The organism is Agrobacterium sp. 22-214-1 (assembly GCF_053522465.1).
Map to the genome: position 1 here is coordinate 122,695 of NZ_JBNWCK010000002.1, position 14,712 is coordinate 137,406.

General features: G+C 60.6%; 16 protein-coding genes. 5 read left to right on the forward strand and 11 right to left on the reverse strand.

All coding sequences use genetic code 11. The features are described from left to right. Positions 1-64 precede the first annotated feature (64 nt). Positions 65-1,711 (forward strand): FAD-binding dehydrogenase, encoded by a 1,647-nt coding sequence (locus tag ACQZ5G_RS10330; RefSeq protein WP_448737748.1) that lies wholly within the window; start codon positions 65-67, stop codon positions 1,709-1,711. 1 nt (position 1,712) lies between these two features. Here the strand turns inward: ACQZ5G_RS10330 and ACQZ5G_RS10335 are convergent, their stop codons facing one another. Further along, positions 1,713-3,512, reverse strand: coding sequence for an ABC transporter transmembrane domain-containing protein (locus ACQZ5G_RS10335; protein WP_448737747.1), 1,800 nt, complete (start codon positions 3,510-3,512; stop codon positions 1,713-1,715). Between the two features lie 260 nt (positions 3,513-3,772). On the opposite strand from ACQZ5G_RS10335, the gene rpmE reads away from it, so the two are divergent. Then, positions 3,773-3,994 carry a 50S ribosomal protein L31 gene (rpmE, locus tag ACQZ5G_RS10340; protein ID WP_003497640.1) on the forward strand — a complete coding sequence of 74 codons (222 nt, stop codon included), beginning with the start codon at positions 3,773-3,775 and terminating at the stop codon, positions 3,992-3,994. A 156-nt stretch (positions 3,995-4,150) separates the two neighbouring features. Here the strand turns inward: rpmE and rcdA are convergent, their stop codons facing one another. The 3 genes from rcdA to ACQZ5G_RS10355 form a co-directional block, all read right to left on the reverse strand. Continuing rightward, positions 4,151-4,666 carry a protease adaptor protein RcdA gene (gene rcdA, locus ACQZ5G_RS10345; RefSeq protein ID WP_035262902.1) on the reverse strand — a complete coding sequence of 172 codons (516 nt, stop codon included), beginning with the start codon at positions 4,664-4,666 and terminating at the stop codon, positions 4,151-4,153. 404 nt (positions 4,667-5,070) lie between these two features. Next, positions 5,071-5,262 (reverse strand): DUF1192 domain-containing protein, encoded by a 192-nt coding sequence (locus tag ACQZ5G_RS10350; RefSeq protein WP_448737746.1) that lies wholly within the window; start codon positions 5,260-5,262, stop codon positions 5,071-5,073. Continuing rightward, positions 5,259-6,548, reverse strand: a complete 1,290-nt coding sequence (locus ACQZ5G_RS10355) for an MFS transporter (protein WP_035262904.1) — start codon at positions 6,546-6,548, stop codon at positions 5,259-5,261. Before ACQZ5G_RS10355 ends, ACQZ5G_RS10350 begins: the two co-directional genes overlap by 4 nt. Positions 6,549-6,685: 137 nt before the next feature. Here ACQZ5G_RS10355 and ACQZ5G_RS10360 point away from each other — a divergent pair, with 137 nt between their 5' ends. Next, positions 6,686-6,841, forward strand: a complete 156-nt coding sequence (locus ACQZ5G_RS10360; protein WP_003520354.1) for a hypothetical protein — start codon at positions 6,686-6,688, stop codon at positions 6,839-6,841. A 29-nt stretch (positions 6,842-6,870) separates the two neighbouring features. On the opposite strand, the gene ACQZ5G_RS10365 is transcribed toward ACQZ5G_RS10360, so the two are convergent. Continuing rightward, a complete protein-coding gene (locus ACQZ5G_RS10365; protein ID WP_065656502.1) occupies positions 6,871-7,356 on the reverse strand; it encodes an Lrp/AsnC family transcriptional regulator in 486 nt (161 codons plus the stop codon). Between the two features lie 161 nt (positions 7,357-7,517). Here ACQZ5G_RS10365 and ACQZ5G_RS10370 point away from each other — a divergent pair, with 161 nt between their 5' ends. After that, on the forward strand, positions 7,518-8,084 hold the full coding sequence (locus tag ACQZ5G_RS10370) for a DUF296 domain-containing protein (RefSeq protein ID WP_448737745.1): 567 nt from the start codon (positions 7,518-7,520) through the stop codon (positions 8,082-8,084). Continuing rightward, the gene (locus ACQZ5G_RS10375) at positions 8,071-8,478 is read left to right on the forward strand and encodes a PPC domain-containing DNA-binding protein (RefSeq protein WP_003520351.1); all 408 of its coding nucleotides are present in this window, start codon (positions 8,071-8,073) and stop codon (positions 8,476-8,478) included. Before ACQZ5G_RS10370 ends, ACQZ5G_RS10375 begins: the two co-directional genes overlap by 14 nt. Positions 8,479-8,516: 38 nt before the next feature. Here the strand turns inward: ACQZ5G_RS10375 and ACQZ5G_RS10380 are convergent, their stop codons facing one another. The 6 genes from ACQZ5G_RS10380 to ACQZ5G_RS10405 are packed head-to-tail and all read right to left on the reverse strand — an operon-like array spanning position 8,517 to position 14,668. Then, positions 8,517-9,410 (reverse strand): PCC domain-containing protein, encoded by an 894-nt coding sequence (locus tag ACQZ5G_RS10380; protein ID WP_448737744.1) that lies wholly within the window; start codon positions 9,408-9,410, stop codon positions 8,517-8,519. Next, the gene (locus ACQZ5G_RS10385) at positions 9,407-10,186 is read right to left on the reverse strand and encodes an SDR family NAD(P)-dependent oxidoreductase (protein ID WP_174037001.1); all 780 of its coding nucleotides are present in this window, start codon (positions 10,184-10,186) and stop codon (positions 9,407-9,409) included. The genes ACQZ5G_RS10380 and ACQZ5G_RS10385 overlap by 4 nt, the downstream gene beginning before the upstream one ends. Positions 10,187-10,217: 31 nt before the next feature. Then, a complete protein-coding gene (locus tag ACQZ5G_RS10390) occupies positions 10,218-11,843 on the reverse strand; it encodes an acyl-CoA synthetase (RefSeq protein WP_065656498.1) in 1,626 nt (541 codons plus the stop codon). Then, positions 11,840-13,009 (reverse strand): acetyl-CoA acetyltransferase, encoded by a 1,170-nt coding sequence (locus tag ACQZ5G_RS10395; RefSeq protein ID WP_065656497.1) that lies wholly within the window; start codon positions 13,007-13,009, stop codon positions 11,840-11,842. Before ACQZ5G_RS10395 ends, ACQZ5G_RS10390 begins: the two co-directional genes overlap by 4 nt. Next, positions 13,006-13,863 (reverse strand): IclR family transcriptional regulator, encoded by an 858-nt coding sequence (locus ACQZ5G_RS10400; RefSeq protein WP_448737743.1) that lies wholly within the window; start codon positions 13,861-13,863, stop codon positions 13,006-13,008. The genes ACQZ5G_RS10395 and ACQZ5G_RS10400 overlap by 4 nt, the downstream gene beginning before the upstream one ends. A 1-nt stretch (position 13,864) precedes the next feature. After that, positions 13,865-14,668, reverse strand: coding sequence for an SDR family NAD(P)-dependent oxidoreductase (locus tag ACQZ5G_RS10405; RefSeq protein WP_448737742.1), 804 nt, complete (start codon positions 14,666-14,668; stop codon positions 13,865-13,867). Positions 14,669-14,712: the final 44 nt, after the last annotated feature.

The following is a 14,712-nucleotide window of genomic DNA, read 5'->3' on the forward strand; positions in this document are numbered from 1 at the left end:
GCCTTCTGATAAAAGTAAATTTACGTTCGCGTAAAAGTAATTCCGTCATATCTGGGAGGGGCTGATGGAAGGCTATGATGTGATCGTTGTCGGTGCGGGGCTTGCCGGGCTGGTGGCGGCAACCGAGGCGGCTGAGCGGGGTTTCAGCGTCTGCGTCGTGGATCAGGAGGGCGAGCAGAACCTTGGCGGGCAGGCCTTCTGGTCGCTGGGCGGTCTGTTTTTCATCGATAGTCCCGAACAGCGCCGGATGCGGGTGCGAGACAGTCTCGATCTTGCAAGACAGGACTGGCTCGGTTCGGCCGGTTTCGACCGTCCGGAAGATTATTGGCCGCGCCGCTGGGCGGAGGCCTATCTCGATTTTGCTGCCGGTGAGAAACGCGAATGGCTGCACCGCATGGGCATGCGCTGGTTTCCCGTTGTCGGCTGGGCCGAGCGTGGTGGCAGCCTCGCCCACGGCCATGGCAATTCCGTTCCGCGTTTCCATGTAACCTGGGGCACGGGTCCGGGCGTACTTGCACCTTTCGTAAAAAAGGCGAAGGCCATGGCGGCAACCGGCCGGCTGACCTTTCGCTTTCGCCACCGGGTTGATCGTCTGGAGATCGCCGACGGTCGGGTGACCGGTATTTCAGGGGCGGTTCTCGCAGCCGACCCCGTGCAGCGCGGGCAGGAGAGCAGCCGGCAAGAGCAGGGCGATTTTATCTTCGCCGCTGCGGCGGTCATCGTCAGTTCCGGCGGCATCGGCGGCAATCAGGAACTGGTGCGGCGCAACTGGCCGGTGGAACGGCTGGGCGAGCCTCCTGCCAGCATGGTCTGCGGTGTTCCCGCGCATGTGGATGGCCGCATGATCGCCATTACGGAAACCGCCGGCGGAGCCGTCATCAATCGTGACCGCATGTGGCATTATACCGAGGGTGTGAAGAACCACGATCCGATCTGGCCGGGTCACGGTATCCGTATCCTGCCGGGTCCCTCGTCCTTCTGGTGCGATGCGGATGGAAACCGCCTCGCCGCCCCCGCCATGCCGGGTTTCGATACGCTCGGCACACTTAAAATGCTGGGCGAACGCGGCAGCGGCCATAGCTGGTTCATTCTAACCAAGGCGATCATCAAAAAGGAATTTGCGCTTTCAGGCTCGGAGCAGAATCCTGATCTGACCGGCAAGGATATAAGGCTGCTGCTCAAGAGGTTGGGCAAGGAACCGCCGGGGCAGGTGCGTGCCTTCATGGAGCGCGGCGAAGATTTCGCCGTTCGGGATACGCTCGAAGAACTCGTGACGGCGATGAATGCCATCAGCGGCGACGACCGGCTGCATATAGACTATATCCGCCATCAGATAGAAGCGCGCGACCGCGAAATCGAAAACGGTTTCAGCAAGGATGCGCAGGTAACGGCCATCCACGGCGCGCGCCGTTATCTCGGTGACCGGTTGATGCGGACGGCAAAACCGCACCGGTTGCTTGATCCGGCAATGGGGCCACTGATTGCCGTGCGCCTGCATGTGCTGACGCGCAAGACGCTTGGCGGCCTTCACACCGATCTTGAGGCGCGGGTGCTGGATGGTGCCGGTGCGCCGGTGCCGGGCCTTTATGCCGCCGGCGAAGTGGCGGGTTTCGGCGGCGGCGGCATGCATGGCTATAATGCGCTGGAGGGTACGTTCCTTGGCGGCTGCCTGTTTTCGGGCCGCGTTGCGGGGCGCAAAGTGCTGGCGTGATCTAGGCCTGGGCGCGCAATTCGTCCGGCCCGGTCTGGAATTGCAGCCGGGCAAGCCGCGCATAAAGGCCATTCTGGCGAATGAGGCTCTGATGCGTGCCTTCTTCGATGATGCGGCCTTCATCCATCACCAGAATACGGTCAGCCTTCAGCACGGTGGCGAGGCGGTGAGCGATGACGATGGTGGTGCGGGTTTTCATCAGTTCATCGAGCGCCTTCTGAACCAGCGTTTCGCTTTCCGCATCCAGCGCCGAGGTGGCTTCGTCCAGCAGCAGGATTGGCGCATTGCGCAGGATGGCGCGGGCAATGGCGATGCGCTGGCGCTGGCCGCCGGAAAGCGTCACGCCGCGCTCGCCCACCTGCGTATCATATCCGTCGGTGAGACGTTCGATGAAGCTGTCGGCCTGTGCGGCGATGGCGGCGATGCGCACTTCCTCGCGCGTTGCGTCAGGCCGGCCAAAGGCGATATTGTCATGAATGGAGGAGGCGAATATCGCCACATCCTGCGGAACGATGGACAGGCGCGCGCGCAGATCGGCAAGGGTGACGTCGCGGATATCCGTGCCATCGACGGTGATGCGGCCCTGCTGCGGATCGTAAAAGCGCATCAGCAGCGAAAAGACCGTGCTCTTGCCGGCACCGGAAGGCCCGACGATGGCGACGGTTTCGCCGGCGCTGACCTTGAAGGAGAGGCCGGAAACGATCGGCCGTCCTGTCGCGAGCGGATAGACAAAATCGACATTCTCGAATTCCGCCTCGCCGCGCGGCTGCTGCGGCATGGCGACGGGCGATGTGGGTTCCGCGACGGGCGAGTGCTCGTTCAGCAGTTCGGAAAGCCGTTCGGCCGCACCGCCCGCCTGCGCCAGTTCACCCCAGACTTCGGAGAGCTGGCCGAGACCGCTTGCCGCGATGACCGAATAGAGCACGAACTGACCGAGCGTGCCCGCGGTCATGCTGCCCGACAGCACGCTTTGCGCGCCATACCAGAGAATGCCGACGACGCTGCCGAAGACCAGCGCAATGGCGACGGCGGTGAGGATGGAGCGGGCGCCGATGGCGGCGCGTGCGCCCTGATAGGCGGCTTCCACGGAGGCGCCATAACGGGCATTCGCCAGCACCTCGGCATTAAAGGACTGCACGGTGCGGCTCGCCGCAATCGTCTCGGAAGCATAGGCGGCGGAATTGGCCAATGTGTCCTGCGTGGTGCGGGAGCGGGCGCGAACCGAGCGCCCGAAGGCGATCAGCGGAAAAACGATGAAGGGAATGGCAAGCAGCGCAAGGCCGGAAAGGCCGGGGCTGGTGTAGATCATCATCGCCACAGCACCGCAGCACATGATGATATTGCGCAGCGCCACCGAGGCGGACGAGCCAAAAGCCGAGCGAATCTGCACGGTATCGGCGGTCAGCCGCGAGGTCAGCTCGCCGGATCGATTGCTATCGAAAAACTGCTGCGACAGGGTGGTGAGGTGGGCAAAGACATCGCGGCGCAGATCGGCGACGACCCTTTCACCGATGGTCATGACGTAATAATAACGCATGGCGCTGGCGAGCGCGAGGACAACAGCAATCGCCAGAAGCATGGCGAAATAGCTGTTGATCATGCCGCCATCCGGCGTCTGGAAACCGTGATCGATAATGCGGCGAACGGCAAGCGGCAGGGCGAGTGTCGTGGCGGAAGAAAGCATGAGAGCGAAAAGGGCGGCCGCCATCAGGCCGCGATAGCGCCGGAGATAGGGAAACAGGCCAAGAAGCGGCTTCAGGCTTCTTTGTTTCGCCGCTTTCTGCTCGTCAATGTCTGCCACGTCCTCTATGCTCCTCGTTCCCTGCCGTTTCGGGCCTTTTGCGGGTGAATTTCCCTCGTGCGGCAAAATTCCCGCCCCTTTGGCCATCTCCCTTCACAAGGGGATAGCAGGCTCTTGTTATCTGGGCGACCTTCATGTATAGGCTCCGCATCGAATTGGGAAGCCATAGCCCATCTGGTCTATGGCTTCATTTATTGAAATGGCTCAGTTGACGCAATTGCGGCAAATGGACCGCACGTCACTTAACCAGGAAGATTGTCATGAAGGCTGATATCCATCCCGATTATCACACGATCAAGGTGGTCATGACCGATGGCACCGAATACGAAACCCGCTCCACCTGGGGTTCGGAAGGCGCCGTCATGAACCTTGAAATCGACCCCAAGTCCCATCCGGCATGGACGGGCGGCAACCAGCAGCTTATGGACCGCGGTGGTCGCGTTTCCAAGTTCAACAAGCGTTTCGGCGGCCTCGGCCTCTGATCCTCTTGCGGACGGATCGTTTAAAAAAAGCCCGGTTTTGCCGGGCTTTTTTGTTGCCATTTTTCGGCGATGGCGCTCGCGCCCGCGTAGCACGCAAAAGAAAAAAGCAGGCCGGTGAGCCTGCTTTTCAAATTGTCCGGATAAGGTCGTCTTTTCTCAGTTGATCGAGAAAGCCGTGCGCAGGAGGTTGAGCTGCGCCTGCACGCTGTTTTCATTGTCCGGCACCTTGGCGGCTTCGGACGGGCGATAGATTTCGCGGTCGAGCAGGGCGATGCGGTTCTGGAGACGCAGCGAGCGCTCGATGAGGTCGCGGAAGGATTCCGGCAGGTCGTTCCAGCCGGGCGCATTGCGGTCGACGTTGAAGCTGTCGAGTCGCACCTTGTTCTTTTCGTTCAGAACCTGATCGCGCGTCATTTCACCGTTGTTGACGGCGCGCTGCAGAAGCAGCCAGGAGGCCATCTGCATCAGGCGGGTGGTGAGGCGCATCGATTCCGCCGCATAAAGCACCGAGGCCATACGCGGCAGCACCTTGGAGGCGGCGCGGCCGGCGCCGTCGAGATAACTTGCCGTTTCCTCAACCAAGGTCATGCCTTCGGTATAGAGGGTCTTGAACTGGTTGGAAGCAGCTGCGCGACCCGCAAAGCTTATGGTATTTAAAACCTGTTCCGACATTTTCTTTAAATCCCTGCTCACGCACCACACTGTCAGGCAACGACGACCCGGATATTTTGTTCCGGCCTTTAGTGTTTTCAGGATGGTATCTTTACCTGAAATGCGCAAGGCAATTATTAAAGAAGGGTTAATACCCACAGTTTTACGGAAACCGGCCAGCGGCAAAAAAAGAGCCGCGAAAGCGGCTCTCAAGGTAAAACAGGGAGAAAAATCAGACCAATTCGCCGTATGGAGAAGATGCCTGAGGTCCAGAAGAACTGGACATGTATAGTAATCTCTCAGAAAGCTTAATTTTTGGTTAATGGTAAACGAAAGACTGCCCCGTAATATTCATTTTCGGGCGCTGGCTGAACCTTAGCTTACGGCAGCGGAAGTGCAGTCGTGTACCTATTCTGCAGTGCGCATCAGGATCGGAAGAGATTTTCCGCCGCCTGCCTTCCGGCGGATTTCCGTGTCCTCTCCTCTTCGAGTCGAGTGATTTCGACTTGCAGAAGATCGATACGGCTGCTCAACTCGTCCACGGAAAGAAGGCTGAGATCGCCACCGATCTCATGCGCTGCCGGTTTTTGCGGACGGTCATCGTCAAAGAGGCTCATATGCCTGCTCCTTTTTCCACATAGTCGCCATCGTCGCCTGGATATTGCGGCGCGCGCGGGTCAAGCGCAATACTTTCCGGCGTGACGAGCGGTGAGGGTGTCGTTGGCATCATCGTCGAGAAATTGTCTTTTTCCTCGGTTGAAAGCGCAGCGCGCCGGCGACTTCTGATGATGGCATAGGCGGTGATGAGCAGATGCGCCACAGCCGTCACCAGAAACAGCGCATAGGGGCCGAAATGGGTCATGATCGCGCCACCGAGCGTCGGGCCGATGATGGTGCCGATGCCGTAAAGCAGCAGCAGACCACCGGAAACCTTGACGAAGTCTTCCGATGCGGCGAAGTCGTTGGCATGTGCCACGGCGATGGGATAGAGCGCGTTGGCGGCGGCGCCATAAATGGCGATCATCGAAATCAGCACATAGACATCATGCGGCTGGACCACCGCGACAGCCAGGCCGGCGACCGCGCCAAGCCCGGCCAGCCCGGCCAGCACATAGCGGCGGTCTATCCGGTCTGAAAGCCGGCCTGCGGGAAATTGCGCCAGCGCACCGACGAAAATCGTGACGGACACCATGATGGCGATCATGGTCGGGTCCAGTCCCGCCCGCGCACCGAAGACGGCGCCGAGCGTACCGTAAGCGCCATTGGCAATGCCGATCATCAGGATGCCGATGAAGGAAACCGGTGAGTTGCGGTAAAGGGCCGGCAGATCCAGCTTCACCTTCTGCAACGGCTGTGGGCTCGCCGCTTTCGAAAGTGTGGCCGGCAAAATCGCGATGCAATAGATGATGCCGCAGATCATGAACAGCGAGGTATTGCTGATATCCCCCATCGGCACGATCATCTGCCCCGCCACGACGCCGAGCAGCGTGATGGCGATATAAAGCGAGAATATCATGCCACGACTTTCATTGGTGGCGCGCTCGTTCAGCCAGCTTTCGATGATCATCGAGGTTCCGGCCGTGCAGAAACCGGTAAGCGCGCGCAGCGCGATCCATGAGGTGTCGTCGATGATAAGGCCGGTCATCAGTACCGTCAGGCACACCAGCGCCACGAAGGACCCGAATGCCCGCACATGCCCGGCGCGGCGCACGATGGCAGGCGCGACAAAGCAGCCGACGACGAATCCCGCCGCCCAGGAGGTGCCCAGAAAGCCAAGAATTTCATTGGAGTAACCTTCCGCCGAACCACGCACCGGCAGCACGAGGCCCTGAAGGCCGTTGCCGAGAAAAAGAAACAGAGTGCTGGATAAAAGAGCGAATACGGGTAGAAGATTTCTGCTCATGAAAACACTCTCATGCGTTCGGACGGACGGTCGGACAGGTCATAGGACGGGCGTTACCCGAATGAGTTGCACTCTTCTGGTGAACGGTAAAAATGTCCAGCCTGTGACGATGCAGAAATAAAGAAAAGGCTCAATAAATGACGAAGGCGATCGGCCTTTTTTTACTGCTGGCCATGGTGGTCCAGATCATCCGGCCGCTTGGTCTGCCGGGCCTGAAAAAAAGAGGCGATTGCTGGAAGATCGCGGTTGCCGCCTTTGTCATCTGGTCGGTGACGCTGCTTCTCCGTCCGTAACGAAAAGCCGCCGCGGAGGCAGGCTCCTTTCAGGCGGGTGGCGGCTCCGCATCGGGCACGACCGATAAAGTATGCTTGAGGCATTTAAGTGCGAAACAGGAGCGGGAATGGCGCACACCCTCGATCTTGTAAAGCTTGCGGCGCAGAAACTGCTCGTAGCCCGCGGTTCCCGCCACCGCCACCTTGATGAGATAATCATATTCGCCGGTTGTCAGATAGGCTTCCAGCACTTCGGGAAGAGCGGCCATGGCCTTACCGAAACGTTCCAGAACCTCATCGTCGTGACGTTCCAGCATGACCTCGATGATCACCGTCTCGGTCAGTCCCAGGTGGGCCTGATCGAGAATGGCGGTATAGCCTCGAATGACCCCTTCGTCTTCCAGCCGCTTGACGCGCTGCCAGCAAGGGCTGGGCGACAGCCCCACCTTTTCCGATAGTTCCGTATTGCTCAGCCTGCCGTTCTCCAGCAGGGCCCGCAATATTTTGCGGTCAATTCTGTCCAGCGGCTTCGTCATGCCGGCCTCCCTGAAATATATCGCAAAAAAATCTGCCGTCCGTGGGGCCGCCCGCGAAAGAAGTGTTTTCCGAAGGGCACTTTGGCGGCGCCATTCGAAAGCACCTTTGGCTGGTCTTTCAGTACCGTACTGCAAGGTACAGGCAGCAGGGAGGAGCAGGCATGGCACCAACACAGCAACAGCATTTTCCAAGGCCGAGAACGCTGATACACCCCGGTATTTCTTCGCCGGTGCGTATCAACAGCCTGCGCTCGCCGTCTGCGCGTCATATGCGGCTGTTCATCGCGCCGGGGTGCAGCCTCTACGATGGCATCGTGCGGTCTTTGGCCGAAAACGGCATCGAAAATGCCTCTTTGACCATTCTCGGCGGTTATTTCGACATCCTGTCCTATTGCGTGGCTCCACCCGACCCTTCCGGCAGGGCGGTTATCGCCTATACGAAACCCATCGATGCCGGGGCGGCCTGGCTGGTTTTCGGCAACGCGACGCTGGGGCGGAGCATGAAGGGCGAGCCGATCGTGCATTGCCATGCCGCCATGCGGACTGCGGCGGGTGTGGTCAAAGGCGGCCATTTGCTGACGGAATCCTGTATCGTCGGAGAAGGCGGCATTTCCGCACTCGTGACCTCGCTCGACAGTTTCGTGCTGCAGCAGTCCTACGATCCCGAAACCAATATTCCCCTTCTTCAACCCAGGAACCGCACGGAGCCCGCCGATGAACACGCATAACACTGTCGAATCCGGCTCCATGGGCCGCGTGGCCTATGCCCGCATCGCGCCCAATGAAGACCTCGTGCTCGGCGTCGAGAAACTGTGTCTGGCCGAAGGTTTCCGTAACGCCTTCGTGCGCGGCGCGCTGGGCAGTCTGGTGGATGCGTGCCTCGGCACCCGCAGCGGCGCGTTTTTGCAGATAAGCGGTCCTGCCGTTGAAATCGTTTCGATTGCCGGTGAGGTACGCGCCCAGCCGGATGGCTCCCTGCGCGCCGCGCTGACCGGCGTTGTCGCCGATACCGATGGCGCGGTTTACGGCGGTCCCTTCATTGCCGGCGCCAACCCCGTGTGCATGACCTTTGAGGTGACGCTGGAAGAATGGTTGCCTGCGGAAAAGCCGCAGGCGGCGTGAGGTGCGGTAAGGCGGGCGGTGGAGTTGCGCAGCGCAACTCATGCGGCCGCCCCCTGTCTTTCGGTCAGAAGCAGCTCGAAAGTGACGCAGACCGGATTCTTGCCGCGCACCAGCCGCCCGCCGCTGATCTGCGTGGTAAGATCGACCATCGCAATATCAAGCATTGCCCGTTCGCCACCCGTGGCGGAGGGGTGGATGCGGCCATTGCGGATGAGGATTTCGCTGGCATAGGCGGTGAGGCTTGTTCCGTCTTCATAATCCGCGCCGATCAGGCTGCCGATACCATTGACCTCGGCCTCTCGCAGGTCGAACTGTCTGCAGGCGGCTTCAAGCGCCGTGCAGATATCGGTATTGGGCCGCACGGTGCACAACAGCGCCCGGAGCCCTGCATCTTTCCGGTTGCGCGGTTGCGGGATGGGCGTGAAGAGGGGGAAATTGGTTTCCTCATCCTTCTGCACGTCCAGAATTGCGCCATCCAGTGCCAGCGCCTCAAGCGGCGTTTCTCCGGCAAATTCGGACTCCAAAGGCAGCAGGTGGCCCATGGATAGAACGCCTTCGGCACTTTTCCACGAACCATGGCAGTGCAGGAACGGCTGACCGTCGCGCCGCCCCATATGCAGGCCGGCATCGATGATCGTGCCTCCCGGCATGGAGAATGTTTCGCTATACCAGGCGGCATGGGCGTCATCGGGTGCGGCAGCGGGCATGACATAGTGCAACCGCTTCATCGGCACATTTTTCAGTCTGACATAACCGCCATCGAAACCCTGTTCGACAAAGGCTTCTGCAATCGCCTGGTTGACGCAGACACCGGGTCTGGCATTCAGCGTGACCGGATGGGCGTGGCAGCCGACGACGCGGAAGCGTTCGGGTGTTGCCGGCCCCGGATGGACGATGCTACGCGGAAGCCCCTCCGGGGGCGTTGTCGTCATACCGCAAGCCCTGCGGTAATGAAGCCGCCATCTACGGCCAGCACCTGTCCGTTGATGTAGCTCGCATCGTCCGACACAAGGAAAGCCACGGCAGAGGCGATCTCGTCCGTCCTGCCATAGCGGTGCATGGGAACGCGGCTGTGCCACTGGCTGCGAACATTCTCCGTATGAACCGCCTGGGTGAGGGGGGTATCGACGGGCCCGGGCGCGATCGCATTGACGCGAATCCCAGATTGCCCCAGCTCATTTGCCATAACCATCGTCAGAAGATTGACACCGCCCTTTGAAGCGCCATAGGCGCTGCGGCCGCGATTGCCGCACATGCCGGAAACAGAGCTGATATTGACGATCGAACCGGAAATTGCGCGGTCCAGCCAGTAACGCGCGGCGGCGCGGGCCACGGCGAAACTGCCGACGAGATTAACGTCAACGATACGACGGAACTCTTCCACGCTGGTATCGACGGAAAGCTTGTCGATGCCGATGCCGGCGCTGTTGACGACGGCCACCAGATCAACGGCATGATCGGCGCCGCCTGCCGTCAAGGCGGCGAAAGCCTCTTCTATCGACGTCTCATCCGCCACGTTGCAGACGATGCCGCGCGAAGCATCGATGCCGAGTTTTTCGCAGGCCGCATCCAGCGCCTCACGCTTGAGATCCAAAAGCCATGGCTGCCAGCCGCGCGCCATCAACAGCTGCGCCGTGGAAAAGCCGATACCCGATGCTCCGCCGGTGATGGCGACAGCGCCTTTCATCTCTCTCGTCTGCTGTGTCATACCGTCTCCTCCCGGTTATGCGTTATGGCCTTCAGCCAGTCAGTTTTTCCTCGAAAACCGGCATCTGGCCGCGCTTTTCCAGCTCCTCGCGGATCATCTTCTTGGTGATCTTGCCATAGGCGGATTTCGGCATGGCATCCCAGAACACAACGGCTTTCGGTAACTTGTAACGGGCCATCTTGCCGTCGAGATAGGCTTTCAGGTCGATGCCGGCGATATCCGCGCCCTCCCGCGCCACGCAGACGGCGACGCCGACCTCGCCCCACACCGCATCCGGCACGCCCAGAACTGCTGTCTCGCTGATATCCGGATGCATGAGGATTTTCTCCTCGATCTCACGCGGATAGATGTTCGAGCCGCCGGAAATATACATGTCGGAGGCGCGACCGGTGATGTAGACGAAACCGTTCTCGTCGCGGTGACCAAGATCGCCGGTGCGGAACCAGCCGTTGCGGAAGGCTTTGGCATTGGCATCGGGATTATCGTAATAACCCGCGAAAACAGCAGGGCCGATAACGCAGATTTCGCCGGTTTCACCGGCCTGAAGCTCCTCGCCCGCATCGTTCTGGATTTGCACTTCCATGCCGGTGCGATCAAAACCGCAGGTGCCGATCCGCGCCTCCGGGCCGTCTTCGGCATTGTGGAAGGAAGGCGGCAGCACGGTGATGTTGCCGGTCACTTCGCCAAGGCCGAAATATTGCACCAGCACCGGGCCGAGCTTGGCGAGCGCCCGTTTCTGATCGGCGCGATACATGGGCGCACCGGCATAGATGACATAGCGCAGCGAGGAATGATCGAAACGATCCACGGAAGGGTCTTCGATCAGCATTTTCAGAATGGTCGGCACGGTAAAGGCATTGGTGACGCGCCATTTCTCGATCAGCGCCCACACCGCGGTCACATCGAGTTTTTCCGCAGCCGGAAGCACCGTTTTTGCCCCATGCGCCACCTGCACGAGCTGGTGAATGCCCGCGCCGTGCGAAAGCGGTGCAACGACGATGGAAGCGTCGCCCGGTCCGGTGCCGGGCATCAGATCGCAAAGATGGTTGGTGATGACGAAGGCCATCTGGCCATGGGTCAGCACCGCAGCCTTGGGTCGACCCGTCGTGCCGGAGGTGAAGAAGAACCAGCAGGGATCGTCCCGATCCACCGCCTCGCTTTTTACTTTCTGGCCCAGATGGCGGGCCACGATAGTATCGTAGTCCTCGCCAAATTCGGCCGGGCCAATGGCGATGGTGAAATCGATCGCGGTTGCTTCGCGGCTTGCCCTTGCATGCTCGGGAAAAGCGCTGGCGCAGATCATGCCGCGTGCGCCGCTGGCTTTTGCCAGATAGGCCACCTCATCGGGCGACTGGCGATAATTGGTCGGCACCCACACCGCGCCCACGCGGAAGCAGGCGAACATGGATTCGAACATCTGGTTGTTGTTGGAAGACTGCACCAGAATGCGGTCACCTTTCCTGACGCCGAATTCTGTTACCAGCGCCTGCGCCATGGCATCGACGCGGGCGTCCATTTCAGCCCATGTCCAGCTCTTGTCACCCCATACGAAGCCGATGTCGGCGGGGTTGCGGCGCGCTGCCTGGGTCAGGAAATGCGAGAGATTCATGACCCGCGTGGTCGAAGGCGCAACCCCGCCCGGAGGATGTATCGTCATTTCACGCGCTCCATGATCGAGACATAGTTGGCAACCGCAGTTCCCCCCATGTTGAAAACACCGGCGAGCGAGGCGCCGGGGATCTGCATGTCGCCCGCTTCGCCCATCAATTGCATCGCCGCCATGACATGCATGGAGACCCCGGTTGCCCCAACCGGATGCCCCTTGGATTTCAGCCCGCCGGAGGGGTTGATCGGCAGGCGACCGGTTTTCAGGGCCGTGCCTTCGCGCACCACCCGGTGCCCTTCACCGGGCTTCGCCAATCCCATCGCCTCATATTCGATGAGTTCGGCAATGGTGAAGCAATCATGGGTTTCGACGAAGGAGAGGTCGTCGAGCGTCGCGCCTGCGAGTTCCAGCGAACCTGCCCAAGCGCGGCGCGCGCCCTCGAAGGCCAGCGGATCGCGGCGGCTGAGCGCCAGAATGTCATTGACATGCTTGCGGCCCCGGAAACCGATGGCCCGGTTGAGTGTCGCTGCGGTTTCCTCATCGGCCAGAATGATGGCGGCGGCGCCATCGGAAATCAGCGAGCAGTCGGTGCGGCGCAGCGGGCCTGCGACGTAAGGGTTCTTATCCGATACCGTGTTGCAGAAATCGAAGCCGAAATCCTTGCGCATATGGGCGTAGGGATTGACCGCGCCATTGGCGTGGTTCTTGGCGGCGATCATCGCCAGTTCTTCCGAGCGATCGCCATAGCGCTGGAAATAAGCCTGGGCGATACGTCCGAACTGGCCGGCAAAGCCGCCGGAAATATCGGCTTCTTCGGCACGGTAGCAGGCGGATAGCAGGATTTCACCCACCTCGGCGGTTGGCAGCGCCGTCATTTTTTCGGCGCCGACAACGAGCGCGATGCGCCCACGCCCGGCCTCGATGAAATCCATGGCGCTGTAAAGGGCGGCCGATCCCGTCGAGCAGGCATTCTCGAAACGCACGGCGGGCGTGTAGGCGAGGCGCTCATCGCCCATGGCCACCAGCGCGCCCTGAAAATCCTGTTTCGAGAAACCGTTATTCATCACGCCGACGAAAATGCCGTCTATGTCGCCGACATCGACGCCGGCATGGTCGATGGCCGGCGCCACGACTGAAGCCATCAGTTGTTCGGTATTTTCAAGGGCCGATTTGCCGAAAGGCGAATGCGCCCAGCCGACGATCTGCGCTTTGCTCATTTGCTCGTTCTCCTTGTTTGCCGTTTCGCGTCGCCTTCGCCGCGCGTGCGGGCGCGGCTGGCCATCATTTCCGCAATGCGTGTCTCGATGCGGGTCACTTCCTCGCGCAGCACCGCCGCCAGTTCCGGTTGGCGCTCCGGCCGCATGCGGCTGTCGACGGCGGCAATGCTCAACGCCCCCGCCACTGCGCCATCCGGTGTCCGGATGGCAACGCCGATACCCCAGGAATTCGAGAGGATCAGACCCGGATTGAGCGAATAACCATTGGTTCGCGTCAATTCGACATCGCGGCGCAGTCCGTCCAGCGTGATGCCGGGATAGTTCGCGGCAATCATCCCGCTATTGGCGGCAATGACGCTTTCCACCTCGGCATCGGGCAGCGCCGCCAGCATGGCGAGCGATCCCGCGCCAATGCCCAGTGGGTGCTCGAAACCGGCCTGAAGCGCGTGGGTGCGCACCGGCCAGGTGCCTTCTTCGCGATAGAGGCATAATGCGAACGTGTCGCGACGCACGGAAAGGAAGCTCGAATCCTCTGTCCGGCGGGAAATGCGCGTCAGACTGTCCTGGGCCATCTGCAGCAAGCCGAAACGGCGCGATGACAGGCTGCCGAGCACATAGGCTTCCTCGCCCAGATAATAACGCCGCGTTTCCTCATCCTGCTCCACCAGGCCTGCGCGGATCAGCGCCAGCAGCAGGCGTCGGGCCGTGGGCTTGTTCAGCCCGCTTTCGGTGACGATGACCGAAAGCGCCACACCGCGTTCGGCATGACGCCCCACCATCGATAGAAGTCCCAGCGCCCGGTCTACCGCGCGCGCGCCTGTCAGGTCGCTTTCCATCGGGATCATCGTGGCCATATCAGGAAAACGCTCCCACCGCACAGCTTTGCCCGCCATCGACCGGCAGGCAGATTCCGGTGATGAACTTGGCTTCATCGGATGCCAGAAAGACTGCCGCGCGGGCGATATCGAAGGCATCGCCCATGCGGCCTACTGGGACTGCGGCATTGCGCGCCGCCACCATATCCTCGACGGAGGCATATTGATTGCTGATCTGTTTGTAGATCAGCGGCGTATCGATCATTCCGGGCAGAACGCAATTGGCGCGAATGCCCTGGCGGGCATATTGCATTGCCAGCGCCACGGTTGCCTGGTTTACGGCGGCTTTCATGGCGTAATACGCAAAATAGGGATAACCGGTCCAGCGAATGGAGGCGAGCGAGGAGATGTTGACGATGGCCCCGCCGCCCTGCGCCAGCATCACCGGCAGTACCGCCTTGGCGGTGCGATAAACGGAGCCTATATTGAGATCGACCGAGGCTCGAAAACGTTCCTCATCCAGCTCGACCGGGCCGCCCATATGGGTCACGCCGACATTGTTGTGCAGGATATCGATGCCGCCGAAGACCTCGCAGGTCCGTGCAACCGTGGCCGATACGGAATCGAGTTCCGTGACATCGGCAGCAACCGCAATCGCCTCGAAACCTTCGCCGCGAATGATCTGCGCGGTTTCCTCGGCCGCGTCAGCGGAGAGGTCGACACAGGACACGCGCGCGCCTTCGCGGGCAAATTGCACGGCCGCAGCCTTGCCATTGCCGAAACCCGGACCAGATGATCCTGCGCCAAAAACTATGGCGCGTTTTCCCGTCAGGCGACCTGCCAAAACAGTCTCCATTACAATCGTCAGAAATAGTCGGGTCGGCCCCG